Below are 26,668 nucleotides of genomic sequence, written 5' to 3'. Positions count from 1 at the left end.
GCGCGGGTCGGGCGGTCAGCCCTGTTGCGGTCAGCCCTGTTTGGGTGTGGTCGACGGCAGGAGGCGCAGGGTGAAGGAGTGTCCTGACGGGTCGGCGTAACCGCGTTCCTCGAACGGGCCGGACGGGTCCTTGGTCTCGATCGGGCGCCCGCCGAGGCCGATGATCCGGCGTTCCGCCTCGTCCAGGTCGGCCACCTGGAAGTCCAGGTGCACCTGGAGGGAGTTCTCGGGGCGCGGCCAGCTGGGCGGCGTCGCCATCACGTCGCGGCGGAACGCCATCCGGATGCCGTCGACGCCCCTGATCTCCACACGGTTCGCGGTCGCGTCCGTCTCCTCGGCCTCGATCAGCTCGCTGTAGAAGGCGGCGAGCTTCTCGGGCTCGGCGCAGTCCAGCACCACGACGCCTGCGGTGACCAGTGCCATGTGTCCTCCGTACGGGTTCCGGGCGCGGGCGGTGGCCGCCCGCTGTGTTCCCGGCTACCCCGTAGGACGGATTCAGTCCGCCACGAGCCACTCCCCGTCGCGCATGAGGTCGCGCCCGGTGAGTTCGTCGGCCTCGCGCCAGGCCTGCACGCGTCGCGGGGTGACACGGAAGTAGAGGTACGCCGTGGTGAGTCCGCGCGGGTCGAAGCCGGTCTTCTCGGCGAAGGCGTCGCCGACTCCGTCCGGCAGCGCGGCGGACTCCAGCGCCTCGGCGGTTCCCTCGACGAGCACCACGTCGCGGGTCGGGCCGATGCCCAGGCGCACCTTGCCGGTCGTGCGCAGGTTGCGGCCGGTCGGACTGGCAGCGGGGGTGGCGAGCAGCAGGGTCGTGCCGTCCCAGAGGAAGGACAGCGGGATCAGGTACGGCGTTTCCCCGGTGCCGTCGGCCGTGGACACCCAGCAGTCGACGTCGTTCGCCAGCCGGTGGAGGGTGTCGTGCTTGCGTTGCTTCGGGGAGCGGGCGGGCGGGTTCATGGGCGGGCGGACTCCTGATCTTCTGCTCGGGCGTGGGAAGGATCGGCGTGACCGGCGTGCTCGGTGACCTCTTCGAGACAGGCCGCCGCCGCGGTCAGCAGCATGTCCAGCGCCACCGGATAGGCGCTGCGGCGCATGTCCACCAGCAGATGGCGGGCGGTCGCCGCGATGTGCGGGTGGGTGTCGGCGGGCAGCCGGGCGTACGTCGCCCGCCACACGCCCGCCTCCGCGTCGCGCGCGGCGCGCGGAAGCGCCAGGCTCGCCGCGTCGAGGGCGGCGAAGGCCAGGGACTGGTCGACGAAGGCGTGGTAGATCCGCACCGCGTCCGGGTCCGGGAAACCGGCTCGGCGCAGCACGCCGAGGATGGTTTCGACGGCCTCGATCTCGTGGACCCGGCCGGTGACGCGGTAGGAGCTGAGCACCGCGGCCTGCGGATGCGACAGCGCCCCTGCGTGTATCCGCAGGCCGAGGTCCCGCAGGTCGGCGCGCCAGTCCCCGGCGGGCCGCCAGGTGCGCAGGGTGCGGCCGATGAGTTCGTCGGCGATGGCGAGGAGCAGGTCGTCGGTGTCGCGGAAGTACCGGTACAGGGCGGTCGGGTCGGCTCCGAGGGCGAGGCCGAGGCGGCGGACGGTGAGGGCGTCGGCGCCGTGCTCCTTGAGCAGCCGCAACGCGGTCGCGACGATCAGCTCCTCGGAGAGCACGACTCCGGTCTTGGTGGGGCGCCTGCGCCGCCGGGCAGCGGGCGGGACGACCCGGTCGCTCATGGACGTCATGGACTCTCCCTCCGGTGCGGGCACCTTATGTCAACGTCGTTGACCTGTTAAGGGCTCGGGCAGTTTCATTTCCGGTCATCGGGCCGGAATCAGGCCCCCTGGGTGCGATCGGAGCAGGCCATGACGCAGCAGCCCTACGGTGAGGACCCCCCGTCCCTGCGCAAGTCGCTCGGCGTCGTGGACGGCGTCGCCATCGCCGCCTCCAGCACGGCGGCGACCACCAGCATCGGCATCGGGCTGGGCGTGACGGCCGGCGTGGTCGGGCTGCATCTGCCCGCCATCATGCTGCTGGCCTTCCTGCCGATCCTCGGGATCGCGGGCGCCTACAGCCGGCTGAACCGGGTCGAGCCGAACGCGGGCAACGGCTATGTGTGGGTGGGCCGTTCGCTCACCCCCTGGCTCGGCTTCCTCGTCGGCTGGGTGAACATCGTGGCCACGGTGGCGTTCCTCGCGTACACCACGGCCGTGACCGGCTCGGCGATGCTCCAACTGGCCGGTGAGGCCGGGCTGCACACGGCGGCGGGGATGGTGCTGGACCCGGGTTCCACCGCCCAGACGACCGCGGTGGGCATCGTGGTCCTCGTCGCCGTCACCCTCACCGCGGTCACCGGGGTCAGGACCGCAGCCCGGCTGCAGAGCGGGCTGCTCGTCTTCGAGTACGTCGTGCTGCTGGGCTTCTGCGGCTACGGCATCGTCACCGGTCCGCACCCGTTCCGGCTGAGCTGGTTCGACCCGTTCGCGATTCCCTCGGCGTCGGCGCTGGCGCAGGGTCTGCTGCTGTCGGTTTTCTGCTACTGGGGCTTCGAGGCAGCGTTCACCGTGAACGAGGAGGTGCGCGACCCGCGCGACGCCTCACGGGCCGGGCTCATCACGCTGGTCACCATGCTGGGGCTGTTCCTCCTCGGCTCGGTCGCCTTCCAACGCGTGCTGTCCGAGCAGGAGTTGGCCGGGCACGGCGCGCAGGGGCTGGCGTTCTTCGGTGACCGGCTCGCCTCCCAGCCGCTGGCCGCGTTGCCGCTGGTGGCCCTGATGTTCTCGGCCGTCGCCTCGCTGCAGGCCGGGGTGATCCCGACGGCTCGCGGGATGTTCGCGATGAGCCGGGACCGTACGCTCGGACCGGTGTGGTCCAAGGTCAGCACGCGGTACGGGACTCCGGCGACCGGAACGCTGCTGATCGGCGCGCTGGCGACGGTGGTCGCCGCCCTCGCCCTGGTGATTCCCCGTCTCGCCGACATGATCATGGCGACGGTGAACGCGGTCGGGATCGTCGTCGCGCTGTCCTACGCGCTCACCGCCCTCGCGGCCGCCGCCCGCTTCCGGGGCCTGCTGCGGGAGGACTGGCGGCAGGGGATACGGGCCGTGGTCCTGCCCTCCTTGAGCGCGGCGGCCCTGCTCGCGCTCGGCGGCTATCTCGCCTGGTCCTTCTACAACTCCACCGACCACTTCGAAGTCAGCGCGGACAACGGCTGGTTCCTGCTGCTCGCCCCCGCCCTGATGATCGCCTCCGGTTTCCTGGCCGCCGCGTGGGCGAAGTGGGTCCGCAAGTCCCCCTACTTCCGTACGGGACACGGCACCGACGCCGACGCGCCCCAACTGCTGGCCACGTCCAACTGAATCCAACCAAGGAAAGAAGCACATGCACGCCGATCTCCTCTTCACCGGCGGTCCGGTCCTCACCCCCGAGGACCACGAGGGTCCCGGGGGTCCCAGGGGCCCCGAAGGCCGAGGCGCGACAGCCGTCGCCGTCACCGGCGACCGCATCACCGCCGTCGGGAACTCCGAGCTCCACGACCTGGTCGGCCCGAAGACGGAGGTGGTCGACCTGGCGGGCCGGCTGCTCCTGCCGGGCTTCCAGGACGCCCACGTCCACCCGGTCCCGGCGGGGCTGGAGCTAAGCCAGTGCGACCTCACGGGCGCGAAGACCGCCGCGGAGACGCTCGCCGCCGTACGGGCCTACGCCGACGCGCACCCGGAACGGGAGTGGATCACGGGCGGCGGCTGGTCCATGGAGGCCTTCGAGGGCGGTACGCCTACCAAGGAGCTGCTGGACGCGGTCGTACCGGACCGGCCGGTGTACCTGCCGAACCGGGATCACCACGGCGCCTGGGTCAACAGCCGCGCGCTTGAGCTCGCGGGCGTCACCCGGGACACGCCCGACCCGGCCGACGGGCGCTTCGAGCGGGACGCCTCGGGCGAGCCGAACGGGATGCTCCAGGAAGGGGCCATGCACTACGTCGGCCGGCACGCTCCCCGGGCCACCGCCGCGGACCGACTCGCCGCGCTGCTGCGCGCCCAGCGGGAGCTGCACGCGCTCGGCATCACCGCCTGGCAGGACGCGCTGGTCGGCGCGTTCGTGGGGATGGAGGACCCGTCGGACGCCTATCTGACGGCCGCCCGCGACGGTTCGCTGACCGCACGTGTCGTCGGCGCGCTGTGGTGGGACCGGGAGCGTGGGGCCGAGCAGATACCCGAACTCGTCGAGCGGCGGGCCGCGTCGAGCCACGGCCGGTTCCGCGCCGGCAGCGTCAAGCTGATGCTGGACGGGGTCGCCGAGAACGGCACGGCCGCGCTGCTCGACCCCTATCTGGACCGGTGCGGCTGCGCCACCGCGAATCGGGGGAAGAGCTTCATCGATCCGGCTCGACTTCCGTCGTATGTCACCGAGTTGGACGCGCTCGGCTTCCAGTGTCACTTCCACGCGCTGGGCGACCGGGCCGTACGCGATGCCCTGGACGCCGTGGAGGCCGCGCGCAGGGCCAACGGGCGAAGCGACACGCGTCCGCACCTCGCTCATCTCCAGGTGGTGCACCCCGACGACGTACCCCGCTTCGCGCGTCTCGGTGCCACGGCCAACATCCAGCCCCTGTGGGCGGCGCACGAACCGCAGATGGACGAGCTGACCCTGCCCTTCCTCGGGCCCGAACGGGCCTCCTGGCAGTACCCGTTCGGGGCGCTGCTGCGGTCCGGGGCGAGGCTCGCCGCGGGCAGCGACTGGCCGGTCAGCAGCGCCGACCCGCTTCAGGGCATCCACGTCGCGGTCAACCGGGTGGCCCCGGACGGGACCGGACCGGTGTTCCTGCCGGCCGAGCGCATCGACCTGACGGCCGCTCTCATGGCGTACACGGCGGGATCGGCGTACGCCAACCACCTCGACGACACCGGGAGCGTACGGGCCGGGGCACTGGCTGACCTCGTGGTGCTGGACCGCGACCCGTACGCCGGTCCGCCGGAGGAGATCGCGTCCGCGAAGGTCGCCCTGACCTATGTGGGGGGTGAGCGCGTCCACACGGCGTCGGGAGCCTGACTCCCCTTGCGGCAGTACGGGTGCGGTCCGACCTCCGGGCGGTACGCCGTACGCGCGGGGCTCACCAGGGATCGAACCCGCCGTCGAGGAAGCGGGCCCGGCAGGCCGCACGGGCCACCTTGCCGCTGCTGGTGCGGGGCACGGAGCCCGGCGGGACGAGCAGCAGTGCGGCGAGCCGAAGTCCGTGGCGGGCGGAGACCGCGGCGCGTACGTCGCGTTCCCTCGCGCGGGTCTCTTCCTCGGTGGGGTCGATCTCGCGGCGGTGCTCGGCGACCACGACGAGTTCCTCGCCGGTGTCGTCGGCGCGGGTCACGCCGAAGGCGGCCAGCCGGTCCCGGCGCACGAGGTCCACGGCGCTCTGGACGGTCTCCTCGATGTCCTGGGGGTAGTGGTTGCGTCCGTCCACGATGATCACGTCCTTGAGGCGGCCGGTGACCAGCAGCCGTCCGTCGAGCAGAGCGCCGTAATCGCCCGTGCGCAGCCAACCCCCGGGGGAGAGCAGGGTCCGGTCGGCGCGCTTCCAGTAGCCGCGCCCGATGTTGGGCCCGCGCAACTCGATCTCGCCGACCCGCCCCTGAGGCAGCGCGGCGCCCTCGGCGTCGACGATCCGCACCTCCTGGCCGACGGGCGCGCCGCAGGACACGAGCACGGCCGCCGCGCCCGCCCGGTCCTGTGCGCTCTCGATCCGCCCCTCGGCGAGCGCGCCCGCGTCGCACGCCACCGTCGTGGGCTCCGCCGTGGGCGCGTCCGCCGTCACGAACACGGTGGCCTCGGCGAGTCCGTACGCGGGACAGTGCGCCGCCGGGTCGAGGCCCGCGGGTGCGAAGGCGGCACGGAAGCGGTCGATGGTGCCCGGGCGCACCGGCTCGCTGCCGTTGATCAGGGCGCGTACGCGGTCGAGGCGCAGTTCGTCGGCCACGGCGGGGTCGGTGCGGGCCACGCAGTAGTCGTACGCGAAGTTGGGGGCGGCGCTGATGGCGCCGTCGTACGCGCTCAGCAGGCGCAGCCAGCGCGCGGGGTTCTCCAGGAAGGCCGCCGGGTCCATCAGGACGGAGGGGAAGCCAGCGAGGACGGGTGCGGCCACGCTGAGGACCAGGCCCATGTCGTGGAAGAGGGGCAGCCAGCCGACGGCCGTGGTGGCGCCGGGATCGCCGAGGTCGCCCGCGAAGGCGTCGATGGCCTGGCGGGCGTTGGCGACGACGTTGGCGTGGCTGATCATCACGCCCGCGGGGTCCCGGGTGGAGCCCGAGGTGTACTGGAGATAGGCGATGTCGTCGGGGACCGGCGCGGACTCGACCTCGTCGAAGGCGAAGCGCTGGAGGGGGAGCCGGTCGACGGGGACGACCGGCACGGCGGGCAGCGCGTGGTCCAGGACGAAGGCGTCGACCGCGGTGACGGTGCCCGAGTCGGTGAGCAGGCAGCCGGGTTCGCAGTCGGTGAGGACGGCCGCCAGTCCACCCGCGTGACCGGGGAGCCGGGGGCTGAAGAGCGGTACGGCGATCACGCGCGCGTAGAGGCAGCCGAGGAAGGCCGCCACGTAGTCGAGTCCTTGGGGCATGACCAGGGCGGCCCGGTCGCCGGGCGCGGCGAGGGTCACCAGCCGGTCGGCGACGGCGCGGGCGCGGGCGTCCAGGGCCCGCCAGCCGAGGGTGCGGTGCTGTCCCGGGGACTCCGTGTCGGGGAAGTCGACGTGGGTGAAGGCGCGTTGCTGCGGGCGGTGGCGGGCCCAGTGCCGCAGGTGGTCCGTCAGTGGTGCGTCGGCGGGCGGCCGGGCGGGGGTCATGGGGTGGCTCCAACTCATGGGGGTGGTGGGGCTGTTGCCCGGCGGGGTGGGCGAGCAAGGGGGACGGGCCCAGCGTCCGTCGAGGGGTGCCGGTCGGGTTAGACGACGTGTTGACAGTTCGTCACCCGGCTTCTGTCAGTCGGCTGACAAAGACCGGGCCTCGATTCGGCGCCCGGGGCCGAACGACGGGGGCTCCGGGCCGTCGGCTGTCCGTGTCGTCGGGTCCCCGTTGTCACCCAGTGACAATCCACACACCCGCGTCTGTCCGCCGTTGACGGGGCGCAGCTCCTTACTTGCCGGTATCGTCTCCGAGCCCCCGACCGCGCCCGCAGAAGGGAGCCACACCGATGACCGGATTCCACACCTCGAAGAGCGAGGACGCGGGCCGCGGAGCGGTCGAGGCGACCGACTCCGCGGCGGACGCGACGGACGCGGTGGCCGCCCAGGAGACGGGCGACGAACCCAACGGCCCTTTCAAGGCGATCCCTTCGGGGCTGCACCACCATCTCCGGCCGTTCTTCACCGACATCAGGGAAGAGGTCGTACGGGCGATCAAGACCGAGATCCCGGAGTACGCGCGCCCGACGGACGACACGTACATGCAGGTCGTGCAGCGGGGTGTCGAGCACGCCCTGCAGGGGTTCCTGGAGCGGATGGCGCAGCCGGACACCGACTGGGAGCCGGTGAAGGAGACCTACCGGCGCATCGGGCGGGGCGAGGCGGACGAGGGGCGCAGTCTCGACTCGTTCCAGTCGGCGCTGCGGCTCGGCGCGCGGGTGACGTGGCGTCGGATCAACGCGCTGGTCGACGCCGAACTGCTGCCCCGCAATGTGCTGGCCGCGTTCGGCGAGGCGCTGTTCCTTCATCTGGACGAGATGGCGGCCGCGACGACCTCGGGCTACACGGAGGCGCGGCTGCACCGGGCGGGCGAGTTGCAGCAGCGGCGGGCCCGGCTCCTCGATCTGCTCACCGCCGATCCGCCGGCGTCGGCCGAGGCGATCAGCGAGCTCGCGCACACCGCGGGGTGGCCGGTGCCGAGGGCGCTGGCGGTGGTCGCGATCGACCGCGGGCCGCGGCCCGCGGCGGCGGCCCGGCCCATCGTGCCGCCGGAGTTCCTCGCCCGGTTCGACGTCCAGCCGGCCGTCCTCGTCGTCCCCGATCCGGAGGGGCCGGGGCGGGCGCGGGCGGTCTCCGGGGCGCTGCACGGGTTACGTACGGCGATGGGGCCCACCGTGGCGCTGCACGAGGGCGCCCGGTCGCTGCGCTGGGCGGCCGAGGCGCTGGAGCTGGTGCGGCGGGGCATCCTGCCCGATACGGAGATGGTGCGCTGCCAGGAGCACTTGGCCACGCTCCTGCTCTTCCGGGACGAGGCGTTGGTGGACGCGATGGCCGAACGCCGGCTGAGCCCGCTGGAGCGGATGCGCTCGCCGCAGCGGGAGCGGCTCGCCGAGACGCTGCTGACGTGGCTGCAGAGCGGCCACAACGCGAGTGAGGTGGCGGCGCGGCTCGCCGTGCACCCGCAGACGGTGCGCTATCGGATGCGGCAGCTCGACGAGTTGTTCGGCGAGCGGCTCCACGATCCGACGGCCCAGTTCGAGATGCAGCTAGCACTGCGGGCGCTGACGCTGCGGCGGGCCTCCAGGGCTCGGTGACGGTCACGCCCTGCGGAGTGTGCGGTTGGCGCCCGCGGCGGCCGTCGTCGCGAGCAGCCAGCCGAGGCAGATCAGGACCGCGGCCGCCCACTGGAGGCCGCCGCGTGGGCTGAACGCCTGCTCCTGCCCGAAGTCGACGAGCGGCAGGACCAGGTCGAAGGTGTAGATGGCGGCCTGGAAGCGGGGCGGCTTGCCCGGGTCGACGGCCTGCGGGGGCCAGCGGGTGAACAGCAGGATCCCGCTGAGCATGATCGCGCACAGCCACCACACGGCGCGCATCGGCAGATAGCCGTAGCCGACGGTGATGTCCTGGAGGCCGCTCCACACCCGCCCCGGCCACGGCAGGGTGGTGCGCAGCCGCCGCTGCTTGGCGAGCAGGACCGTACGGGCGTCGCCGTCGTGCCCGTGCTGACGGTAGGCGGCGGCCAACTGCTCATAGGGCTGTGGGGTGAAGCCCTCGGGGTCGCGGGCGAGCAGGGGAAGCCGTTGCGCGGCGGGGAGTTGGGGCAGCAGGCTGTCGTAGACCACGCCCTCCATGCGCAGCGCCGTGGGCCAGCTGTCCGGGGTGCCGCTCAGGACGGTGACGCGGGTGTGGCTGAGGTCGACGGTGCCGCCTACGGGTGCGCGGAAGCGCATGTCGAGTTCGGAGGCGGTGGAGCGGCGGCTGAGGAGGGCGGGCTGTCCGACGGGGGCGTCGATGAGCCCGTCCTTGAAGCAAAATCGGCTGCGTACGGTGACGCTGCTCATGGAGAGCCGGCCCCGCGCGGTGAAACCGTCGCAGAGGTTGAACTCGGCGCCCACGTCTATGCCGTGGGCGCGCAGCGCGGGCCCGTGCTCCGCGGTCAGCGAGGCGTCCTCGAACAGCGCGCCGCCGCCGACCCGGGCGTCGCACAGATCGACCGTGCCCTCGGCGACGAGGCCGCCGCGGCAGTTCAGGTCGCCCCCTATGTGCAGCCGGTTGGCCTTCAGCGCCATCCCGGACGGGTTGCGCAGCTCGGCGCGCTTGAGCACGACACTGCCCCGCACGGAGGTGTCCCGCAGATCGGTGCAGCCGTCGACGCGCAGGCCCGAGCCCGCCTGGATGTCTCCTCCGACGGTGGCGCACAGCAGTTGCAGCGCGCCTTCGCCGCGGCGCTCGCCGTGCCCCGTGAGCCTGCTGTCCTCCAGGTGCAGGGTGCCGCCGATCGAGGCGCCGTAGAGATCGATGGGACCTTCCACCCGGCACCGGGTGAGCTCGCACTGACGGCCGATCGTGACGCCGACCGCGGAGAGCCCGGGCAGCTCGCAGTCGCGCAGTTCCAGCGCCCCCACGGAGGCGCCGTCGAGGCAGGGGACCTGCTCGAAGCGGCAGGAGCGCAGCCGTAGCGTCCCCGCGACGACCGCCTCGGCCAGGTCGAGGCGCCCGGTGATCCGTACGTCCCTGAGCCTGAGCCTCGGCAGGTGGCCCGGTTCGGCGGGCGGCGGCGCGAGCAGCAGACGGCGCACCACCGACGCCCGGACCTCGCCCCCGTCCGCGTACCACTCCCCCCTGCGGAACGCGGCCCACATGCCCCGCTCACTCCCGCTCCAACCACCCGGCGCGAGGCTGCCCGACACTTCAACTCCCCCTCCAGCAACGGAAAACGCGTGATCGCTACCCCAGGGGGCGCGCGGGGCAACCTGAAGCGCCCCGTGACTTCCTGGACGGTCGTCCAGCTATAGTGGACACCTGTCCAGGAAACATCTGTCCAGGGACACCGTGGACAACCGTGTACGAGGGAGCTTGCTGACGATGGAGACGGTCGCGAACGTGCTGGTGGGCCTGGTGGCCGCGCTGCACGCGTACATACTCGTGATGGAGATGTTCCTGTGGGAGAAGAAGCCGGGGCGCGGCCTGCACGGCTTCGACCCGGAGATGGCCCGGGCGACCGCGCCGATGGCCGCCAACCAGGGGCTCTACAACGGATTTCTCGCGGCGGGCCTGGTGTGGGGGCTGATCGCCGCCGATCCGACCGGGTTCCGCGTCCAGGTCTTCTTCCTGGTGTGCGTCGTGGTCGCAGGGGTGTACGGGGCGCTCACCGCCAACCGCCGCATCCTCTTCGCGCAGGCCCTGCCCGGCGCGCTCGCCCTGGCCGCCGTCCTGCTCGCGCGGTGACGCCCGAGGACCCGCGGGCCGCCCGCACCCGCGAGAAGCTGCGCCGGGCGCTCCTCGCGGAGTGCGCCGAGCACCCGCTGGAGGAGGTCGGCGTCGCCACGCTGGTGCGGCGGGCCGGGGTCGGCCGGGCCACCTTCTACGTGCACTACGCCGACCTGGAGGCACTGGCCGTCGACGCCTGCGCCGATGTCGTACGGGAGGCCGTGGAGGCGCTGCACGCGTGGCGCGGGCGGCCCGACCCGGTGTCCGCGCCACCCGCCCTGCTCGCGTTCTTCGCCGACCTCGCCCCGCACGCCGGCCTCTACCGCGCGCTGCTCAGCCCGGGCGGGGGCGGCCCGCTCGGGCACGTCCTCCATCGCGACCTGCGCGCCCGCAGCCTGGCCGAGCGCACCCTCGCGGGCGCCCCGGACGCCCCGCTGGTGGCCTCCGCGGTCGCCGCCACGTTCGCGGGGGTGCTCGCCGACTGGCTGCACGGACTGCTTGAGGGCACCCCGGAGGAAGTCGCCGACCAGGTCTGGCAGTTGCTGGTCGCCCTGCACATGAGCCGCTGAAGTCTCATTTGCAGGCCACCCGCTCCTTCGTGGCGGGCCATGCCTCCACCCCGTGGTTCGTGCGTACGTACGCCGTGGCCTTGTCGTCCGTCAGCCAGAGCGCCCAGTCGTGGAAGCGGTATCCGGTGTCGTGCGCGACCGCGGGCATACGGACGTCCCCCTTGTACGCCGCGGTGAGCAGCTCGCTCCCGAGCACCCCGCGGGGATCACGGGCGTATTGCCTGACGTCCTCGCGCCCGCCCAACGCAAGGAAGTGGACGCTCTCCCAGTCGCAGTGCTCCGGCCCCGTCGAGCTGCTCACCGTCGTGGTGGGCAGGCGACGGCCGTCCCGGTCGGTCCAGATCTCGAACCTGTTGTCCGTAAAACTCGCGGGGAGTTCGGCCGGGTCGCAGGAGGCGTTCGTCTCCGGGCCCCAACCGGGGCGGTTCGGCTGGTCCTTGGCGACGACAACGGCGATCTTGGTCCTGCCGTCGACGTCGTACGAGAACAGGACGCGGCCCGCCGCCCTGCGCTCCACCCGGTAGCCGTGATCGGGCAGTTCGGGCTGGTCCATGTCGAAGTACGCGTTCAGGCCCTCCTCCGGCGTCGAGCCGCCGTCACGCTCGGCCCACCCGTCGCCCCCACCGCCCGAGTAGATCGGGCCGTCGCACTCCAACGCCCGGCCGGCCGCGCCCGAGCTCTCCTCGAATTCTCGGGCGCTGCCGTCCGCGCTCTCCCTGAACGGCAGGTCCAGCCGCCCCGCGTACGGCGTTGCCGGGGGCGTACCGGTGACGACGAGATCCTCGCGCACCCCGTGGTCGTCGCACCCCACCGCCGCCAGTCCCGCCAGCGCCACCGCCGCCATGATCCCTCTGCGCATCCCGCCCCCTGTTCGACGAACGTTCGTTGTCCCTCCTCCGACGCACGAGGGACCGTGATCGTTCGTACGGGGGACGGTGACGGATCGTACGGGGGACGGTGAGGGATCGTACGGGGGACGGTGAGCGCTCGTCGCTCAGCGAGCCGCCTGGAACGTGCGCCGGTAGGCCCCCGGCGAGACGCCGATCGCCGCGTGCAGGTGCTGACGGAGCGAGGCGCCCGTCGCGAAGCCGACCTCGCCGGCGATCTGGTCCACGGAGAGGTCGCTGGACTCCAGCAGATGGCGGGCCCTGACGACGCGCTGCTGGATGAGCCAGCGGCCGGGGCTCATCCCCACCTCGTCGTTGAAGCGGCGGGCGAAGGTGCGCAGGCTCATGCGGGCGTGTCCGGCGAGATCGGCCAGGGTCAGCGGGTCACCCAGTCGGGCGAGGGCCCACCCGCGGGTCGCCGCCGTGCTGGTCGCCGCCATGTCCGGCACGGGCTGCTCGATGTACTGGGCCTGACCGCCGTCGCGCCAGGGCGGCACCACACAGCGCCGGGCCACCTTGTTGGCCAGCTCGCTCCCGTGGTCGCCCCGCAGGATGTGCAGACAGACGTCGACGCCGGAGGCGGCACCGGCGGAGGTGAGGATCGTGCCGTCGTCCACGAAGAGCACGTCCGCGTCCAGGGACACCCGCGGGAACAGGCGCCGGAAATCGTCGGCCAGCTGCCAGTGCGTGGTCGCCCGCCGCCCGTCCAGGAGACCGGCCGCCGCCAGCACGAACGCGCCCGTGCAGATGGAGACGATGCGGGTGCCCGGGCGGATGAGCGCGAGCGCGGCGATGACCTCGGCGGGGAGCTCCGCGGTCACGGCGACCGGGTCCATGGCGGGGATCACCACCGTGTCCGCCGTGCCCAGCGCCTCGGGGCCGTGCTCGACGGTGACCGAGAAGTCGGCGTTGCAGCGCACCGGGCGACCGTCGACGGTGCAGGTCAGCACCTCGTACCGGCCGTCCGCGGCGCCGAAGATCCGGCTGGGGATGCCCAGCTCGAAGGGGTAGACGCCGTCCAGTGCCAGGACGACCACGCGCTCCACACGCTCCACTCGGCTCATGGCACGATCTTATCGAAGGTTGGCAATCTTGCCATTTCGCGGAGCGTGCCGGCCCGGCACGCTGTGTTCATGAGCACTGCGAACACGATGCGCGCGATCAGTCAGGACGTCCTCGGCGGGCCCGAGGTACTCAAGGAAGTGGAGACGGAGCGGCCGGCACCCGGGCCGAGCGAGGTACTGGTGCGGGTGCGGGCGGCCGGGGTCAACCCGACCGACTGGAAGCACCGGGCGACGGGCGGATTCCTGGGGCAGCCGCCCTTCGTCCTGGGCTGGGACGTCTCCGGAGTGGTGGAGGCCGTCGGGGTCGGCGTCACCCTGTACGAGCCCGGCGACGAGGTCTTCGGCATGCTGCCCTACCCGTTCGGACACGGCTCGCACGCCGAGTACGTGACCGCGCCCGCCCGCTCCTTCGCGCCCAAGCCGGCCGGGATCGACCACACGGAGGCGGGCGCCCTGCCGCTGGTCTCGCTGACCGCCTGGCAGGCGCTGGTCGACACGGCCGATCTGCGGCCGGGGCAGCGGGTGCTGATCCACGCCGCGGCCGGCGGCGTCGGGCATGTCGCCGTGCAGATCGCCAAGGCGCGGGGCGCGTATGTGATCGGCACGGCGAGCGCGGGCAAGCACGAGTTCCTGCGCGGCCTCGGCGCCGACGAGCTGATCGACTACCGGGAGACCGACTTCACCGAGGCGGTCCGGGACGTCGACGTCGTCCTGGACACGATCGGCGGGGAGAACACCTTCCATTCGCTGCGTGTGCTGCGCGAGGGCGGGATCGTGGTGTCGATCCTGCCGATGGGGCCGGAGGAGCTCTACAAGGAGGCCGCGGCGCTCGGTGTGCGGGCGGCGCGGATGCTGGTGGAGGCGGACCACGCGGGCATGCGGGCGGTCGCGGACCTCGTCGACGCGGGCAAGCTGCGCGCGACGATCGCCGGGACGTTCCCGCTGGCCGACGCCGCCGAGGCACACGCGCTCGGCGACACCGGCCGGACCACGGGGAAGCTCGTGCTCACGGTCGACTAGAACGCAAGTACGGGGTGCCGACTAGAAGGTCAGCACAGGTTGTCGACTAGAAGGTCAGTACGGGCTTGATCGTCTTGCCCGCCTTCATGTCCCGCACCGCCTGCTCGATGTCCGCGAACGGATAGTGGCTGATCAGGCGGTGCAGCGGGAGCCGCCCCTCCTTCACGAGCTGGACCAGCGCGGGGATGATGGTCTGGGTCTCGCCGTCCCCCAGGGTGAGGCCGACGATCCGCTTGCCGGGGATCAACCCGTTGACGTCCAGGGCGACTTCGGTACCGAAGGGTGGGGCGCCCACCACGACCAGGGTGCCGCGCGCGGCGAGCGCGTCGGCGCCCTGGCGCAGTACGGCGACGCTGCCGGTGGTCTCCACGACACCGTCGGCACCGTGACCGTCCGTCAGCAGCGCGACGACCTCGCCGAGGTCGGCCTCGCCCGCGTCGATCGTGTGCGTCGCACCCAACTCCTTGGCCAGGGTGAGACGTTCGGCGACCCGGTCGACCGCAATGATCCTCGTGACGGGGGTCAGGGCGGCGGCCATCACCGCCGACAGGCCGACCGCTCCGGCGCCGAGCACGACGAGGGTGTCGCCGAGCCCGGGCTTCAGCACGTTCCAGACCGCACCGACCCCTGTCTGCACCCCGCAGCCCAGGGGAGCGACGGACTCCAGCGGCACATCGGGGTCGACCTTCACCAGGCTGCGCGCGTCGACCAGCGCCCGCTCGGCGAAGGAGGACTGCCCGAAGAAGTGCCCGCCGAGCGGGGCCCCGGCACGGCTGATCGTGCTGGTGCCGTCGGCGCGCCGGCCACCGATGAGGTTCAGCGGCAGCCAGGTGGCGCAGTAGGCGGGATGCCCGTCACGGCAGTTGCGGCAGCCGCCGCAGGAGGTGAAGGACAGGACGGCATGGTCGCCGGGGGCGACGCCGGTGACGTCCGGTCCGACGGCCTCGACGACGCCCGCTCCCTCGTGGCCGAGGACGCCGGGCAGAGGGAAGGGCAGACCGCCGCTCGCCACACCGAGGTCGGTGTGACACAGGCCGGTCGCCACCATACGGACGAGGACTTCGCCGGAGCCGGGCTCGTCGAGTTCGACATCGGCGAGCGTGAACGGCGCGCCTGAGGACTCGACCACGGCCGCGCGGGTGGGGGTGGACATCGTACGAACTCCCTTTGGTGATGGTGCGCGGCTCAGTCGAGCGAGACGACGACGGACTTGACCTTGGTGTAGGAGGCGAGGGCCTCGGGCCCGTACTCCCGGCCGAAGCCGGAGTCCTTGACCCCGCCGAAGGGGACCGCGGGGTCGAGCATCGCCCAGTCGTTGATCCAGACGATGCCCGCCTGGAGCCGGTCGGCGACGCGGTGCGCGCGGGTGAGGTCGGAGGTCTGGATGCCCGAAGCCAGGCCGTACGGGGTGGAGTTGGCCAGTTCGACGGCCTCGTCCTCGGTGTCGAAGGGCTGGACGGTGAGGACCGGGCCGAAGATCTCCTCCTGGATCACGCGGGAGTCGTTCGGCAGGCCCGCGAGGACCGTGGGCTTGTAGTAGTAGCCACCGTTCAGTTCGAGCCGCTCGCCGCCGCAGACGATGCGGGCGCCCTCCTTGCGGGCCAGTTCGACGTACTCCTCGACCTTCCTGAGGTGCCTCTCCCCCGCCATCGGACCGACGACGGTCTCGGGGGCGCGGGGGTCGCCGACCGGGACGCCGGGGACGGCGTCGGCGAGGATGTTCAGCAGGGTGCTGTACACCGAGCGTGCCACCAGCAGCCGCGGGCCGCCCATGCAGAACTGCCCGGTGTTGAAGACGAATCCCTTGATGACCGCGCCGACCGCCTTCTCCAGGTCGGCGTCCTCGAAGACGACGTGGGCCGCGTTGCCGCCCAGTTCCATGGTGACCGGCTTGAGCGCCTCGCCCGCGACGCTCGCGGCGTGCCGGCCGACGGCGGTCGAACCGGTGAAGGCGAGCTTGTCGATGCCGGGGTTGCGCAGCAGCGCCTCGCCCGCGACCGGTCCGCTGCCGGTGACGACGTTCACCACGCCGTCCGGGACCCCGGCCTCCTGGAGCAGGCGGGCCATGTACAGGGCGCTGAGCGGGGTCTCGTCGGCGGGCTTGTGCACCACGGTGTTCCCGGCCGCGAGAGCCGGGGCGAGCTTCGAACTGGAGAGGATCAGCGGGAAGTTGAAGGGCGTGATCGCGGCGACCACGCCGAGCGGTCCCCGGCGCGTGTAGGCGAAGGCGCCCAGCGGGGTGTCGCGGGTGGCGCCGTCAAGGGTCTGGGCGAGCGCGGCGCAGTACTCGTACTCGTCGGCCGCCGTGAGCACGTCGACGGGGCGGCACAGGGAGAGGGGCTTGCCGACGTCGAGGCTCTCCAGGGCGGCGAGCTCGTCGGCGTTCTCGCGGATGAGCTCCGAGACGCGGTGCAGCACCCTGCCCCGCTCCCGTCCGCTCAGGCCGGCCCAGGGGCCGTGGTCGAAGGCCTCCCGTGCGGCGCGTACGGCGGCGTCCACGTCCGCCGCACCCGCCTCGGCGACCGTCGTGACCACCTGGCCGGTGGACGGGTCGATCACGTCCGTACGCGCTCCGTCGGCCGCCTCGCGCCACTGTCCGCCGATGAACAGCCGCCCGGGCCCGCTCTCGAAGGTGGTCGTCATTGCCCACTCCTCAGCCTTGATCGCCAAGATTTCAACCAACAGGATTCCTGTTGGTTCGCAGTTTCATTACGGACAGGATTCCTGTCAATGGCTTAGGCTGAACCCATGGTCGGCACCCAGGCAACGAAGGCACCTCCGTCCCTGCTCTACATGGTCAAGCAGGTGGAGCTAGTCGTACGCTCCCACCTCGACGAACTGGTGAAGCCGGCGGGGATCACCGCACTGCAGTACACGTCACTCACCGTGCTGGAGCGACACGACGGCCTCTCGGCGGCACAGCTCGCGCGGGACTCCTTCGTGACCGCGCAGTCGATGGCCGACCTGGTGCGCTCACTGGAGAACCGCGGACTGATCCGCCGCGAGCGCAATCCGCACAACCGGCGCGAGCTGCTGATCCTGCTCACCGACGAGGGGCGTGAGCTACTGGCGCGGTACACCGACGCGGTGCGTGAGCTGGAGGAACGCATGGTGCGCGAGCTCAGCGCACACCAGACGGATCAGTTCCGCCAGGCTCTGTCCAAGGCGTGGCACGCTCTGTCGTGATCCGCGTGGCCGACCCGAGGGGCGACTCGCCCTGCAAATCACAGACATATGTCAATCGAACATGCTGGAATTCACTCCAACGAGGGTAACTTGCAGAGCAGGGAACGGTTTTGCGGGCCCTGCCACCAGGAGTGGGTCAGCAGCCGGTTGGAGGCGATGTCGCCGTGACGTACGACCCCGCACCGCCCACCCGTCATCTGCGCGTCCGCCTGGACCGGGGTCACACGGTGCTGGAGTTCCACGGGGAGATCGACATCGTCGCGGCGCTGGAGATCACGCCGTACCTGGACGCCGAGACGGGGCACCCGGAGCCGCAGATCGTGATCGACCTGCGGCCCGTGGAGTTCTTCGACTGCTCCGGGCTGCGTCTGCTGTACCGCGCCAGGAGCCGCGTTCTCGACCGGGGCGGCCGGCTGCACCTGGTCTGCACCCGGCCGCTGACGTTACGCGTCCTCAAGGTGACCGGCCTGGCCCGGCTCCTGCCGCCCTCGGCGTCGCTGGACGCGGCGCTGGGGCAGCCGGAGGCCACGTCGGGCACGTTATGACCCCTGCTGCCCTCCCGGATGGCGCACTTCAGGCCTTCCTCCATGGCGACGGGGGATGAGCTACACGTTCATGTGCCGTATGCCTGAGCCGTGTCGATATGCCGGTAACCGGCGTCGAGAGCCCAGCTCACGGCGTTGACGCACGCGCGCCCGGCCGGTACCTGCCAGACGCCGAGGCCGAGCACCGGCACCTGGTTCCCGTCCGCCAGCAGGCGCGCGCCGCCCCCGGATGTGGCTGCGTTCAGGTTCATGAAAACCAGCATCCGGCAACGCACCGTGGGGAGGTATCAGCAACATGACTGCAACCGGCCGCGCGGCTCGGGCTCGCAGTGCAGTCAACATGCTGATACTCCGCCGCCGTCCGCCGGAGTGATCATGAGGTCAAGCCGAGTCAGCGATGCCGGAGGACCGGAGAAGACGATGAGCCTTGACTTCGACGTGTTCGTGGTGGATCCCAAGCCGATCCCGAGTGCGGTACCGGGATTCGAGGAGGTGGTGGGCCGGCGACCTGGCCGCCGGCCACAGCGACGCTGATTGGCCGAGTCCATCCCCGCGATGCAGGAGCAGATCTCAGCGGGGTACATGCAGATCTGGGGCGGGTTCTTCCCCGGCCAGTTGACCGGCAAGCCCGTCCCGCCAGGGCCGCTGACCGGCCGCACGATCTCGATCGGAGGATCGTCGGCCACGGTCCGGTCGGCGCCTATGTCCGACGCCGTCGCCTTGAGACGGCACGCCAGGAGTTGACCGCCGGGCACGCTGGGCACGCCGTCTCGGAGGTCGCGGCTCGCCGGCAGGTCGCCGACATCGGCAGGTGTCAACGTGCCGTTTGACGCAGTCCTCTCATCGCGTCATCCCACTGGTCAACGCGGTCCGTGCCAGATCGCGTAGCCAGATGTGTGCGGGGTCGGTGTCATAGCGCTGATGCCATGACAGGTACACCGGGGCCGGCGGCAGATCGAGCGGGAGCGGGAGCAGGACCAGGCCGAGATCCACGGCGGCCGAACGCGCCGTGGATTCGGGGGCTGTGACGAGGAGGTCGGAGCCTCGCACGAACTCGAACGCGGCTCCTTCGGTGGGCGCGGTCGCCACCACACGTCGGGTGAGGTCCAGTCGCGCGAGAACGTCGTCGAGAATGTTGCTCACCTTTCCGCGCCGCGAGACGGTGATGTGCTCGGCCGAGGCGTACCGCGCGGCGGTGACGGCCTTGACACGGGTGAGCGGGTGTCCCCGCCGCACGACGATGACGTGCTGGGTCTCGGCCACCCGATCGGCGCGGATCTCGGGTGCCGTCGGGCGGTCCGCGTTCGCGGCGAGGTCGACCTCGCCGCGGCGCAACTCGGGTGTGTCGATGCTCGATTCCGCGATGAAGCGCAGCCGCACACCCGGCGCCTGCTCACACACGGCAGCGAGAAGCGCGGGGCCGCTGAGGGCGACGAGTGCGTCGTGCCAGCGGAGTGTGAAGGTGCGTTCGAGCGTCGCGAGGTCGAGTTCACGGCTCGGCGCCAGCACGCCCCGGACCTGCTGGAGCAGGTCGTGCACCTGTTCCCGGACGGCGATCGCGTACGGCGTCGGGGTCATCGTGCGCCCTGTGCGCACCAGGATCTGATCGCCCGTCGTGCGCCGGATCCGGCCGAGGCTGCGGCTCATCGCGGGGGCGGTGACGTGCAGGCGGTCGGCGGCGCCGGCCACGCTGCCTTCCTCCAGGAGAGCGTCGAGCGCGGCGAGCAGATTCAGATCCAATTGCATGGGAGTCATCCTAGCCGTGCTTTACATGCACTTGAAGTTAACGATGGCCGCTTCTACCTTCGAGATGCGGGCGCAAAAGAACCTGGTTCTCGCCCGGTTGGTCTCAATCACCCCTGCTCAGACGGGAGTACCGCCATGCCCGAGTCGATTCAGAACACCGGTAGTACCGCAGCCGCCGACTCCGCCCCCACCTCCGACGCCGACCTGCTCGCACGGACAGCGATCGCCGTACGCACGGCGGGCTCGGCGCTGCAGGAGCGCTTCGGCGACGTGGTCCGCTACCAGAGCCGCGAAGAGCTGATGCGCGCGCTCGCCGCCAACGACGACACGGCCCTCGACATCCTGCGCCCCCGCCTCACAGCCCTGCGCCCGGACGCCCGCTGGGTGGAGGACGAGCTGGCGGGCGGCGCTCTGCCGTCCGGCGAATGGTGGGTCGTGGACCCGGCCGAAGGCAACGTCAACCACCTGCACGCCCTGCCGGAGTGGGCGGTGACCGCGACCCTCGTGCGCGACAACCAGCCGGTGCTCACCGCGGTCCACCTGCCGTTGACCGGCGAGACCTACACCGCGCTCACCGGCGCCGGCGCCCACCTCGACGGCCGGCCGCTGCACGTGTCCCGGACCACGGACCTCGGCCTGAGCATCGTGGCCACGAGCCAGGCAAGGCCGGACGAGGACGAGAAGGTCGTACGGCGCGTCGGCTCCTCGATCACCGAGATGCTCCTCGACGCGCTCGTGGTGCGGACATCCGTGCCCGCCACCCTGCACCTGCTGAACGTGGCCGCAGGCCGGATCGACGCCTTCTGGCAGTTCGCCGGGGCCCGCGCGGACCTGCTTCCCGGGGCGCTGCTCGTCGCGGAGGCCGGCGGACGGATCTCCGACGCCGAGGGCCACCCCTGGACCCCGGAGAGCGAAAGCTTCCTGGCCGCGGCATCCGGCGTGCACGCCGATGCGGTTGCCACGCTGTCCCGCTGACCCCTGACCACTTGCGAGAACCAGAAAGACCAGGAGGACCAGTTCAGCATGAGCAAGATCACCGTTCTCGGCGGCGGCCGCGTCGGCGGCGGCCTGGCCACCGCCCTCACTCGGGCCGGGCACGAGGTGACCGTGGCGGACCGCTCGCCAGGCGCTGCCGCCGAAGCCGTCCGCACAGCACAGATCGTCATCAACGCCACGCCGGGCGCCGGCTCGCTGGAGCGGCTCGCCGCACTGCGCACGGAGCTGCGGGGCAAGATCCTCGTGGACGTCTCCAACGCCACTGTCGACGGACCGGACGGACTGCCCGCCGATCTGCTCTACCCCGGCTCAAGTCTCGCGGAGCAACTCCAAGACGCGCTGCCGGAGACGCTCGTCGTCAAAACGCTCAACACGATGCTTCACTCGGTGATGACCGCCCCCGCCGCGCTCGCCCAGACGCCAACCGCTTTCCTCTCCGGCAAGGACCCGGAGGCCAAGCAGGTCGTCCACGAGCTTCTCCTGGACCTCGGCTGGCACCAGGAGTGGATCACAGACCTCGGCGGGATCGAGACCGCGCGGGCTGTCGAGGCCGCGATCCTGTTCGTACCGCACGTGATCCGGTCCAGCGGATTCGCGCCGTTCGCGATCTCGATCGCCCGCTGATCCGCACACAGACAGGCCAGGGCTCCCTACACCACGAACGTCACCACATCGCCCTACGTGACAAGCTCGAATTCAAGGCCATCACCGAGGACGGCGGTGATGGCCGACAAGGCCGAGCCGAGTTTCGTCCCGGCCTTGTCGGCCACTTGTACTTTGAAGCGGAACTCGACCACGATGCACAGATCCACCGCGACGTCATCGCCGCCGCCAGCAACCCCGCCGCCGTGCTCCTCGCCTCGGGCTGGGACGCCCAAGCCCTGACGACGGCAAGCCGTCCCTCAGTGCCGACCACCGTGCTTTGACGCCTTCAAAGCCGGCTGTATCTCGGTATCCGACTCGCGAAGCTGTTGGCGTACCTCGGCATCTCCTTTACCGGGCCTCCAGATCCCAGTGCTGGGCGGCTGCCCAGTCGGCGAAGCTCCGCCAGCCCACCTCGGGGTGGTCGCGCCGCAGCTCTTCGACGTCCACGTCGAGACCGGTACCGGCGAAGTAGCGGAACATGGTGGCCAAATCAGCGGAGTACGCCTCGATCTCAGCGAGGGGGACCGGCGCGAATTCGATCGGACGACCGCAGGCGGTGGAGAGGGCCTCGGCGATCTCGGAGCACGTGACACGATCGGAGGCGAGGTCGATGCGCCGACCGGCGAACTCCTCGGGATGCCGGAGGGCGAGCGCCGCGAACGCGCCGATGTCGGCGGCCGAGATGAACGGCAGCGGCAGGTCGGCGGGCAGAGGCAGGGCGAACCGGCCCTCGCGCAGGCCGCTCATCGTCCACTCGCCGGTGTAGTTGTCCATGAAGACGCCCGGGGCGATAACCGTCCAGGGGATGCCCAGGCTCCGCAGGTGGAGCTCGATGCGGTGCTTGCTGTCGAAGTGGGGGATGCCGGTGCCGCGGTCCGCGTTGGCGGCCGAGGTGAACACGATGTGCCGGACGGTCCCGCTCGCGGCGGCGGCGTCGAGCAACGTGACCGCCTGCCGCACCTCGGCGTCGATGTCGGTGCCGAAGGGCGTGGACATCGCGAACAGTGCGTCGGCCCCGGCGAGCGCGGCATCCAGGCCGACGCGGTCGTCGAAGTCGGCGTACGCCACCTCCGCGCCGAGTCGGCGCAACTGCTCGGCGGCCGCGGACGACGGGTTACGGGTCAGCGCGCGGACCCGTAACCCGTGGCCGAGCAGGGCCCGAGCGGTAGCGCCGCCCTGGGCGCCGGTCGCGCCAGTGACAGCGACGGTGGGTTGGGAGATTCTCTGCGTCATGCAGCCAATGTACAAGACATTCTCTGCGCCGCGCAGATATTAAGCCACGAGACGACCAGGCGGTGGCCGACCACCTGGGAATGCACCCGACGGACGCGCAGTGCCTCAACCCGAGCTGAACCACCCCGATGCCGAACCCGGCCACGACCCCGCAGGACACCTGAGCCCACGGTGGCAGCGCGAGCGCGTCCAGGGCGGTGGTGTGCGTGACCATCAGGGCGGTCGCCATGAACACCATCAGGGCCGCCAGCACCTTGTACAGCGTGGAGCTGCGCATCCGCACCGCCCAGGACGCTCCGGCCCACGCGCCCAGCAGGCTCCCGGCCAGCAGGTTGACCGCGACCGGCCGGCGCGCGGCCACCTCGGCGGCCGGGACCGCCGCCAAGCGGGCGGGCAGGGTGACCAGGGCCACGACCAGGCTCATCGCCTTGTTCAAGATGACCGCGGAGAGCGCGGCGAACCCGAACAGGCTGATCAGCAGCGGCAGACGGAACTCCGCGCCCCCAGACCGCCCATCCCGCCCAGAACGTCGAGACGGCCCTGGACCGGATGGGCGCCCTGGGCGGCGTCGAGGGCGTCGTGGTGAAGCCTGTCATCTGGTCGTGTCCGTCGAGGCTTTGTCGTCGCTCACTGCCGTGCAGACGGTCACGATCGACGCCATGACGTCCGCCTCAGTCGGGCCAAGGACCCGCAGCCACGCGAGTTCCGGCAGCCCGTCGCATCGTCGGACACGGCCGGCAGCGTCTCCGGGCCAAGGGCGCGGGGTCTTCTGGAGATGGATCAGGGAGATTGCGTCGATGAAGCAGCCGGAGATCTCAGGGGGCTTCGAGACGGAGATGTAATGGAGGTTGGAGAGCTCGATCAGGACGTCGGGGCTCGCCGGTCCCTTTCTGAGGATGATCTCCAAGGAGTCGGTCACAGCGAGAGGCTAGGAGCCTGGCCGGCCTGGGTCTCGGTCCGCTCGAGCTTCGCCTTCGCCGCTGCGAGCCCTCCTGATCACCTGGGTGACGCCGAGTGTTGCTGCGCCGCTTCCTGGCGGGGGGCCGAGTGAGGTGCAGAGCGCTGAACGAGGTCAGGAAGGGGCGCTCTTCCTGTTCATTCGCTCGGGGGCGCGTCGAACAGGGCGCTGACTGACTCACCGTTGTGAATGCGGCGCACGGCCTCGGCGAGCGCCGGGGCGATGGACAGGATCCGCAGCTTCTCGGTGTGTTCCTCGACCGGCACCGGCACGGTGTTGGTGCACACGATCTCCAGGATGTCCTCCTGCTCGCTCAGCCGCTTGAGCGCGCCCGCCGCGAACAGCCCGTGGGTGCAGGCGACCCGGATGGACCGCGGCCCCAACTCCCGCAGCCGCTCCAGGAGTTCGAGGACCGTACTGCCCTTGGCGATCTCGTCGTCGAGGACGATGACATCGCGCCCGGTGATCTCACCGATGACGGAGCTGATGCTCACCCGGTCGTCGGCGAACCGCTGCTTGGCACCGGCTGCCACCTGGGCGCCGATCAGCCGGGCGAAGGCCGCGGCCTCCTTGGCGTTGCCCAGGTCCGGCGACACGACCGTCGTACGCGACAGATCGTGACCGCGGAAGTGCGCGGCGAGTTCTCGAAGGGCGTGCAGATGGTCGACCGGCACCGAGAAGAACCCGTGGACCTGCGGGGAGTGCAGCGTCATCGCGAGGACGCGACTGGCCCCGGCCGCCACCAGCAGGTCGGCGACCAGCCGCCCGCCCATGGAGATCCGGGGCATGTCCTTCTTGTCCGAACGGGCATACGAATAGTGGGGCATGACCACGGTGATCCGCCCGGCGGAGGCACCGCGCGCCGCGTCGCACATCATCAGCAGTTCGACGAGGTGCTCCTGCACCGGGGTGACGAGCGGCTGCACGAGGAACACATCGCGCTCGCGACAGTTGGCCTGGAGCTGGACCTCCAGGCAGTCGTTGGCGAACCGGCTGACCCGGGTCGGGCTGAGGGGCACGCCGAGATGGGCGCAGACCTCTGCCGCCAGCTCGGGATGGGCACTACCGCTGAACACGGCGATGTCACGCACGACCGCTCCTCGCAAGATCGATCCGGGTGCGCCGCCGGTTGGCATGATCGACCCGGGATGCGTGCCTCATGCTACTGGCCCTCGCCCGGGTACTCCCACCGGGGGAAATTCGGTTGCGCACGGTCACGGGGCATACGCCAGGATGGACCCGCCAGCGCCCCTCACCCATGGGAGAAGGACATGCGCCGATTCCTCGGAACTTCTCAGCGCCCCCACCGGACGACTGTTCCCGAGGACTCGACCACGCATGGACACTCTGAACATCGGCATTCTGGCCCACGTCGACGCGGGTAAGACCAGCCTCACCGAGCGGCTGCTCTTCGACGCCGGCGCCATCGACCGGCTCGGCAGCGTCGACGCCGGTGACACCCGCACGGACGACGGGGAGATCGAGCGCCGGCGCGGGATCACCATCCGCTCGGCCGTCGCCGCCTTCACCATCCGCTCGGCCGTCGCCGCCTTCACCGTCGGCGACGTCCAGATCAACCTCATCGACACCCCCGGGCACGCCGACTTCATCGCCGAGGTCGAGCGCGCTCTGGAGGTCCTCGACGGCGCCGTGCTGCTTCTGTCCGCCGTGGAGGGCGTGCAGGCACAGACGCGCGTCTTGATGAAGACCCTGCGACGGCTCGGGCTGCCCACCCTGATCTTCGTCAACAAGATCGACCGGGCGGGTGCGCGGGAGGCGGGACTCCTCGACGACATCCGGCGCCGCCTCACGCCGTACGTCGTCCCGCTCGTCGGTGTGCGCGGCCTCGGCACCGCGCGTGCCCGGATCGTCCGGCGTCCGCTGGACGAGACGGCGGCCGGCACACTCGCGGAGGTGGACACGGACGTCCTCGCCGCGGTCGTGGACGGCCCTCCGCCGACCCCGGACGACCTGGCGGCCGCGCTCGTCGCGCGCACCGCCGACGGCTCCCTCCACCCGGTCTTCTTCGGGTCCGCCCTGGGCGGGCAAGGGGTCACCGAGCTGGTCGAGGGGCTGAGCCTGCTCGTCCCGCGCCCGACGGCCCCCGACTCCGCCGAGCCACGGGGCACGGTCTTCGCCGTGCGCCCCGGACCCGGCGGCGAGCGCACGGCGTATCTGCGGCTGTACGGCGGTGAAGTGACGCGTCGACAGCGGCTCGCGTTCACCCGGCGCGAGGCCGACGGGCGCGCCACTCGGGTCCCCGGCCGGGCCCGGGAACTGGAGGTCGTGGGGCGGCCGGGGGCCGCCACCTTGACCGCGGGCAACATCGCCGCGCTCCGGGGCGTCGCCGGCATCCGCGTCGGCGATCGGCTCGGCGAGGTCACCGACCGCGCGCCGCAGTTCGCGGCGCCGACCCTGGAGACCCTCGTCCGGGCCCGGCACCCCGACCAGGCGGCCCCGCTGCGCTCGGCCCTCCTCGCGCTGGCCGACCAGGACCCGCTGATGCACGCCCGGCCCGCCGCGTCCGGCAGCACCGCGCTGCTCCTCTACGGCGAGGTCCAGAAGGAGGTCCTGGCGGCCACGCTAGCCCAGGACTTCGGCATCGAGGCGGAGTTCGAGCCGAGCCGGGTGCGGTTCCTGGAACGGCCGGACGGCACCGGCGAGGCCTGCGAGGAGATCCAGCGGCACGGGCACGTCGGGTTCTGGGCCACGGTCGGGCTGCGGATCGAGCCCGGTCCGCACGGCTCCGGAGGCGTCTTCACGTACGAGACCGAGCTCGGTGCCCTGCCCCGGGCCTTCCACCAGGCCATCGAGGACACGGTCCACGCGACCCTGCTCTCCGGTCGGCACGGGCGGCCGGTCACGGACTACCGGGTGACGCTCGTCCGTTCCGGATTCGTCGCGCCGCTCAGCACGGCCGCCGACTTCCGCGGCCTCACCCCGGTCGTGCTGCGACGCGCGCTGGAGCGGGCGGGGACGCGGGTGTACGAGCCGTACCACGCCTTCGAGGTGGAACTCCCGCTCGATGCGCTGGCCCCGGTCACCGCTCGGCTCGCCGCGCACGGCGCGCAGTTCGGGGAGACGACCGGCGGCCGGACCTCCTGGCTCGTCACCGGCGAGCTGCCGGCCCGGCATGTGCGGGAGGTCGAGCTGCGGCTGCCGGGCCTCACCCACGGAGAAGGGGTCTGGTGGTCCCGCCCGTCGGGGGACCACCGCGTGTAGTGCGGCGGATGC

26 protein-coding genes are annotated in these 26,668 nt (G+C 71.6%); 11 read left to right on the top strand and 15 right to left on the bottom strand.

What is annotated here, in order from left to right; genetic code table 11:
* Positions 1–30: 30 nt before the first annotated feature.
* The 3 genes from OG798_RS46540 to OG798_RS46530 form a co-directional block, all read right to left on the bottom strand.
* On the bottom strand, positions 31–423 hold the full coding sequence (locus tag OG798_RS46540; RefSeq protein ID WP_095850928.1) for a VOC family protein: 393 nt from the start codon (positions 421–423) through the stop codon (positions 31–33).
* Positions 424–495: 72 nt separating this feature from the next.
* Positions 496–957, bottom strand: a complete 462-nt coding sequence (locus tag OG798_RS46535; protein WP_121413995.1) for a pyridoxamine 5'-phosphate oxidase family protein — start codon at positions 955–957, stop codon at positions 496–498.
* Positions 954–1,721: a TetR/AcrR family transcriptional regulator gene (locus OG798_RS46530; RefSeq protein ID WP_097227305.1), complete on the bottom strand. Its 768-nt coding sequence runs from the start codon at positions 1,719–1,721 to the stop codon at positions 954–956. Before OG798_RS46530 ends, OG798_RS46535 begins: the two co-directional genes overlap by 4 nt.
* Positions 1,722–1,850: 129 nt before the next feature.
* Here OG798_RS46530 and OG798_RS46525 point away from each other — a divergent pair, with 129 nt between their 5' ends.
* Both OG798_RS46525 and OG798_RS46520 read left to right on the top strand, forming a co-directional pair.
* Positions 1,851–3,344: an APC family permease gene (locus OG798_RS46525; protein ID WP_328759088.1), complete on the top strand. Its 1,494-nt coding sequence runs from the start codon at positions 1,851–1,853 to the stop codon at positions 3,342–3,344.
* 22 nt (positions 3,345–3,366) lie between these two features.
* Positions 3,367–5,034, top strand: coding sequence for an amidohydrolase (locus tag OG798_RS46520; RefSeq protein WP_328759087.1), 1,668 nt, complete (start codon positions 3,367–3,369; stop codon positions 5,032–5,034).
* Positions 5,035–5,095: 61 nt separating this feature from the next.
* On the opposite strand, the gene OG798_RS46515 is transcribed toward OG798_RS46520, so the two are convergent.
* Positions 5,096–6,817 carry a fatty acyl-AMP ligase gene (locus OG798_RS46515; RefSeq protein ID WP_328759086.1) on the bottom strand — a complete coding sequence of 574 codons (1,722 nt, stop codon included), beginning with the start codon at positions 6,815–6,817 and terminating at the stop codon, positions 5,096–5,098.
* 347 nt (positions 6,818–7,164) lie between these two features.
* Between OG798_RS46515 and OG798_RS46510 the strand changes: the two genes are divergently transcribed.
* A complete protein-coding gene (locus tag OG798_RS46510) occupies positions 7,165–8,469 on the top strand; it encodes a PucR family transcriptional regulator (protein WP_095850933.1) in 1,305 nt (434 codons plus the stop codon).
* 3 nt (positions 8,470–8,472) lie between these two features.
* On the opposite strand, the gene OG798_RS46505 is transcribed toward OG798_RS46510, so the two are convergent.
* Entirely contained in the window at positions 8,473–10,065 is a 1,593-nt protein-coding gene (locus tag OG798_RS46505; protein WP_328759085.1) for an oxidoreductase, read from the bottom strand.
* A 175-nt stretch (positions 10,066–10,240) separates the two neighbouring features.
* Here OG798_RS46505 and OG798_RS46500 point away from each other — a divergent pair, with 175 nt between their 5' ends.
* Positions 10,241–10,603: a DUF1304 domain-containing protein gene (locus OG798_RS46500; protein WP_054234260.1), complete on the top strand. Its 363-nt coding sequence runs from the start codon at positions 10,241–10,243 to the stop codon at positions 10,601–10,603.
* Positions 10,600–11,154, top strand: a complete 555-nt coding sequence (locus OG798_RS46495) for a TetR/AcrR family transcriptional regulator (protein WP_095850935.1) — start codon at positions 10,600–10,602, stop codon at positions 11,152–11,154. The genes OG798_RS46500 and OG798_RS46495 overlap by 4 nt, the downstream gene beginning before the upstream one ends.
* 4 nt (positions 11,155–11,158) lie before the next feature.
* On the opposite strand, the gene OG798_RS46490 is transcribed toward OG798_RS46495, so the two are convergent.
* Both OG798_RS46490 and OG798_RS46485 read right to left on the bottom strand, forming a co-directional pair.
* The gene (locus OG798_RS46490) at positions 11,159–12,013 is read right to left on the bottom strand and encodes a hypothetical protein (protein ID WP_120986614.1); all 855 of its coding nucleotides are present in this window, start codon (positions 12,011–12,013) and stop codon (positions 11,159–11,161) included.
* Positions 12,014–12,148: 135 nt separating this feature from the next.
* Entirely contained in the window at positions 12,149–13,105 is a 957-nt protein-coding gene (locus tag OG798_RS46485; protein ID WP_095850937.1) for a GlxA family transcriptional regulator, read from the bottom strand.
* A 69-nt stretch (positions 13,106–13,174) separates the two neighbouring features.
* Here OG798_RS46485 and OG798_RS46480 point away from each other — a divergent pair, with 69 nt between their 5' ends.
* Complete coding sequence (locus OG798_RS46480) at positions 13,175–14,125, top strand: NADP-dependent oxidoreductase (protein WP_095857550.1); 951 nt, start codon at positions 13,175–13,177, stop codon at positions 14,123–14,125.
* Positions 14,126–14,171: 46 nt separating this feature from the next.
* Here OG798_RS46480 and OG798_RS46475 read toward each other — a convergent pair whose 3' ends face one another.
* Together OG798_RS46475 and OG798_RS46470 are read right to left on the bottom strand one after the other, a co-directional pair.
* Positions 14,172–15,278, bottom strand: a complete 1,107-nt coding sequence (locus tag OG798_RS46475; RefSeq protein ID WP_095850938.1) for an NAD(P)-dependent alcohol dehydrogenase — start codon at positions 15,276–15,278, stop codon at positions 14,172–14,174.
* 32 nt (positions 15,279–15,310) lie between these two features.
* Positions 15,311–16,768: an aldehyde dehydrogenase family protein gene (locus OG798_RS46470; protein WP_120986609.1), complete on the bottom strand. Its 1,458-nt coding sequence runs from the start codon at positions 16,766–16,768 to the stop codon at positions 15,311–15,313.
* A gap of 105 nt (positions 16,769–16,873) precedes the next feature.
* Here OG798_RS46470 and OG798_RS46465 point away from each other — a divergent pair, with 105 nt between their 5' ends.
* A complete protein-coding gene (locus OG798_RS46465; RefSeq protein WP_095850940.1) occupies positions 16,874–17,311 on the top strand; it encodes a MarR family winged helix-turn-helix transcriptional regulator in 438 nt (145 codons plus the stop codon).
* Between the two features lie 164 nt (positions 17,312–17,475).
* Positions 17,476–17,856 carry an anti-sigma factor antagonist gene (locus OG798_RS46460; protein ID WP_095850941.1) on the top strand — a complete coding sequence of 127 codons (381 nt, stop codon included), beginning with the start codon at positions 17,476–17,478 and terminating at the stop codon, positions 17,854–17,856.
* A 68-nt stretch (positions 17,857–17,924) separates the two neighbouring features.
* Here the strand turns inward: OG798_RS46460 and OG798_RS46455 are convergent, their stop codons facing one another.
* Together OG798_RS46455 and OG798_RS46450 are read right to left on the bottom strand one after the other, a co-directional pair.
* A complete protein-coding gene (locus tag OG798_RS46455; RefSeq protein WP_147474129.1) occupies positions 17,925–18,107 on the bottom strand; it encodes a hypothetical protein in 183 nt (60 codons plus the stop codon).
* Positions 18,108–18,696: 589 nt separating this feature from the next.
* Complete coding sequence (locus OG798_RS46450; protein WP_328759083.1) at positions 18,697–19,602, bottom strand: LysR family transcriptional regulator; 906 nt, start codon at positions 19,600–19,602, stop codon at positions 18,697–18,699.
* Positions 19,603–19,737: 135 nt separating this feature from the next.
* Between OG798_RS46450 and OG798_RS46445 the strand changes: the two genes are divergently transcribed.
* Together OG798_RS46445 and OG798_RS46440 are read left to right on the top strand one after the other, a co-directional pair.
* Positions 19,738–20,577: an inositol monophosphatase family protein gene (locus OG798_RS46445; protein ID WP_121414008.1), complete on the top strand. Its 840-nt coding sequence runs from the start codon at positions 19,738–19,740 to the stop codon at positions 20,575–20,577.
* Positions 20,578–20,625: 48 nt separating this feature from the next.
* Positions 20,626–21,222, top strand: coding sequence for an NADPH-dependent F420 reductase (locus OG798_RS46440; protein ID WP_121414009.1), 597 nt, complete (start codon positions 20,626–20,628; stop codon positions 21,220–21,222).
* 53 nt (positions 21,223–21,275) lie between these two features.
* Here the strand turns inward: OG798_RS46440 and OG798_RS46435 are convergent, their stop codons facing one another.
* The 4 genes from OG798_RS46435 to OG798_RS46420 form a co-directional block, all read right to left on the bottom strand.
* Positions 21,276–21,476, bottom strand: coding sequence for a hypothetical protein (locus tag OG798_RS46435; protein WP_328759081.1), 201 nt, complete (start codon positions 21,474–21,476; stop codon positions 21,276–21,278).
* A gap of 115 nt (positions 21,477–21,591) precedes the next feature.
* The gene (locus OG798_RS46430) at positions 21,592–22,476 is read right to left on the bottom strand and encodes an NmrA/HSCARG family protein (protein WP_121414011.1); all 885 of its coding nucleotides are present in this window, start codon (positions 22,474–22,476) and stop codon (positions 21,592–21,594) included.
* 592 nt (positions 22,477–23,068) lie between these two features.
* Complete coding sequence (locus OG798_RS46425) at positions 23,069–23,395, bottom strand: hypothetical protein (protein ID WP_328759080.1); 327 nt, start codon at positions 23,393–23,395, stop codon at positions 23,069–23,071.
* Between the two features lie 176 nt (positions 23,396–23,571).
* Positions 23,572–24,525, bottom strand: coding sequence for a ribose-phosphate diphosphokinase (locus tag OG798_RS46420; RefSeq protein ID WP_095850964.1), 954 nt, complete (start codon positions 24,523–24,525; stop codon positions 23,572–23,574).
* Positions 24,526–24,772: 247 nt separating this feature from the next.
* On the opposite strand from OG798_RS46420, the gene otr(A) reads away from it, so the two are divergent.
* Positions 24,773–26,656 (top strand): tetracycline resistance ribosomal protection protein Otr(A), encoded by a 1,884-nt coding sequence (gene otr(A) / locus OG798_RS46415; protein ID WP_328759079.1) that lies wholly within the window; start codon positions 24,773–24,775, stop codon positions 26,654–26,656.
* Positions 26,657–26,668: the final 12 nt, after the last annotated feature.

Origin of the sequence: Streptomyces sp. NBC_00271, assembly GCF_036178845.1 — a bacterium.
Lineage (GTDB): Bacteria > Actinomycetota > Actinomycetes > Streptomycetales > Streptomycetaceae > Streptomyces.
Note: the sequence above shows the minus strand (reverse complement) of the source record. Positions and strands in the feature narration are given on the sequence as shown.

Excerpts from the sequence above, each read along its gene's own strand:
- OG798_RS46520 (WP_328759087.1), top strand. The coding sequence starts at position 3,367 with ATGCACGCCGATCTCCTCTTCACCGGCGGTCCGGTCCTCACCCCCGAG.
- OG798_RS46480 (WP_095857550.1), top strand. The coding sequence starts at position 13,175 with ATGAGCACTGCGAACACGATGCGCGCGATCAGTCAGGACGTCCTCGGC.
- OG798_RS46440 (WP_121414009.1), top strand. The coding sequence starts at position 20,626 with ATGAGCAAGATCACCGTTCTCGGCGGCGGCCGCGTCGGCGGCGGCCTG.
- OG798_RS46510 (WP_095850933.1), top strand. The coding sequence starts at position 7,165 with ATGACCGGATTCCACACCTCGAAGAGCGAGGACGCGGGCCGCGGAGCG.
- OG798_RS46470 (WP_120986609.1), bottom strand. The coding sequence starts at position 16,768 with ATGACGACCACCTTCGAGAGCGGGCCCGGGCGGCTGTTCATCGGCGGA.
- OG798_RS46465 (WP_095850940.1), top strand. The coding sequence starts at position 16,874 with ATGGTCGGCACCCAGGCAACGAAGGCACCTCCGTCCCTGCTCTACATG.
- OG798_RS46485 (WP_095850937.1), bottom strand. The coding sequence starts at position 13,105 with ATGAGCCGAGTGGAGCGTGTGGAGCGCGTGGTCGTCCTGGCACTGGAC.
- OG798_RS46490 (WP_120986614.1), bottom strand. The coding sequence starts at position 12,013 with ATGCGCAGAGGGATCATGGCGGCGGTGGCGCTGGCGGGACTGGCGGCG.
- OG798_RS46445 (WP_121414008.1), top strand. The coding sequence starts at position 19,738 with ATGCCCGAGTCGATTCAGAACACCGGTAGTACCGCAGCCGCCGACTCC.
- OG798_RS46530 (WP_097227305.1), bottom strand. The coding sequence starts at position 1,721 with ATGAGCGACCGGGTCGTCCCGCCCGCTGCCCGGCGGCGCAGGCGCCCC.
- OG798_RS46540 (WP_095850928.1), bottom strand. The coding sequence starts at position 423 with ATGGCACTGGTCACCGCAGGCGTCGTGGTGCTGGACTGCGCCGAGCCC.
- OG798_RS46430 (WP_121414011.1), bottom strand. The coding sequence starts at position 22,476 with ATGACGCAGAGAATCTCCCAACCCACCGTCGCTGTCACTGGCGCGACC.
- OG798_RS46525 (WP_328759088.1), top strand. The coding sequence starts at position 1,851 with ATGACGCAGCAGCCCTACGGTGAGGACCCCCCGTCCCTGCGCAAGTCG.
- OG798_RS46500 (WP_054234260.1), top strand. The coding sequence starts at position 10,241 with ATGGAGACGGTCGCGAACGTGCTGGTGGGCCTGGTGGCCGCGCTGCAC.
- OG798_RS46515 (WP_328759086.1), bottom strand. The coding sequence starts at position 6,817 with ATGACCCCCGCCCGGCCGCCCGCCGACGCACCACTGACGGACCACCTG.
- OG798_RS46535 (WP_121413995.1), bottom strand. The coding sequence starts at position 957 with ATGAACCCGCCCGCCCGCTCCCCGAAGCAACGCAAGCACGACACCCTC.
- OG798_RS46455 (WP_147474129.1), bottom strand. The coding sequence starts at position 18,107 with ATGAACCTGAACGCAGCCACATCCGGGGGCGGCGCGCGCCTGCTGGCG.
- OG798_RS46450 (WP_328759083.1), bottom strand. The coding sequence starts at position 19,602 with ATGCAATTGGATCTGAATCTGCTCGCCGCGCTCGACGCTCTCCTGGAG.
- OG798_RS46475 (WP_095850938.1), bottom strand. The coding sequence starts at position 15,278 with ATGTCCACCCCCACCCGCGCGGCCGTGGTCGAGTCCTCAGGCGCGCCG.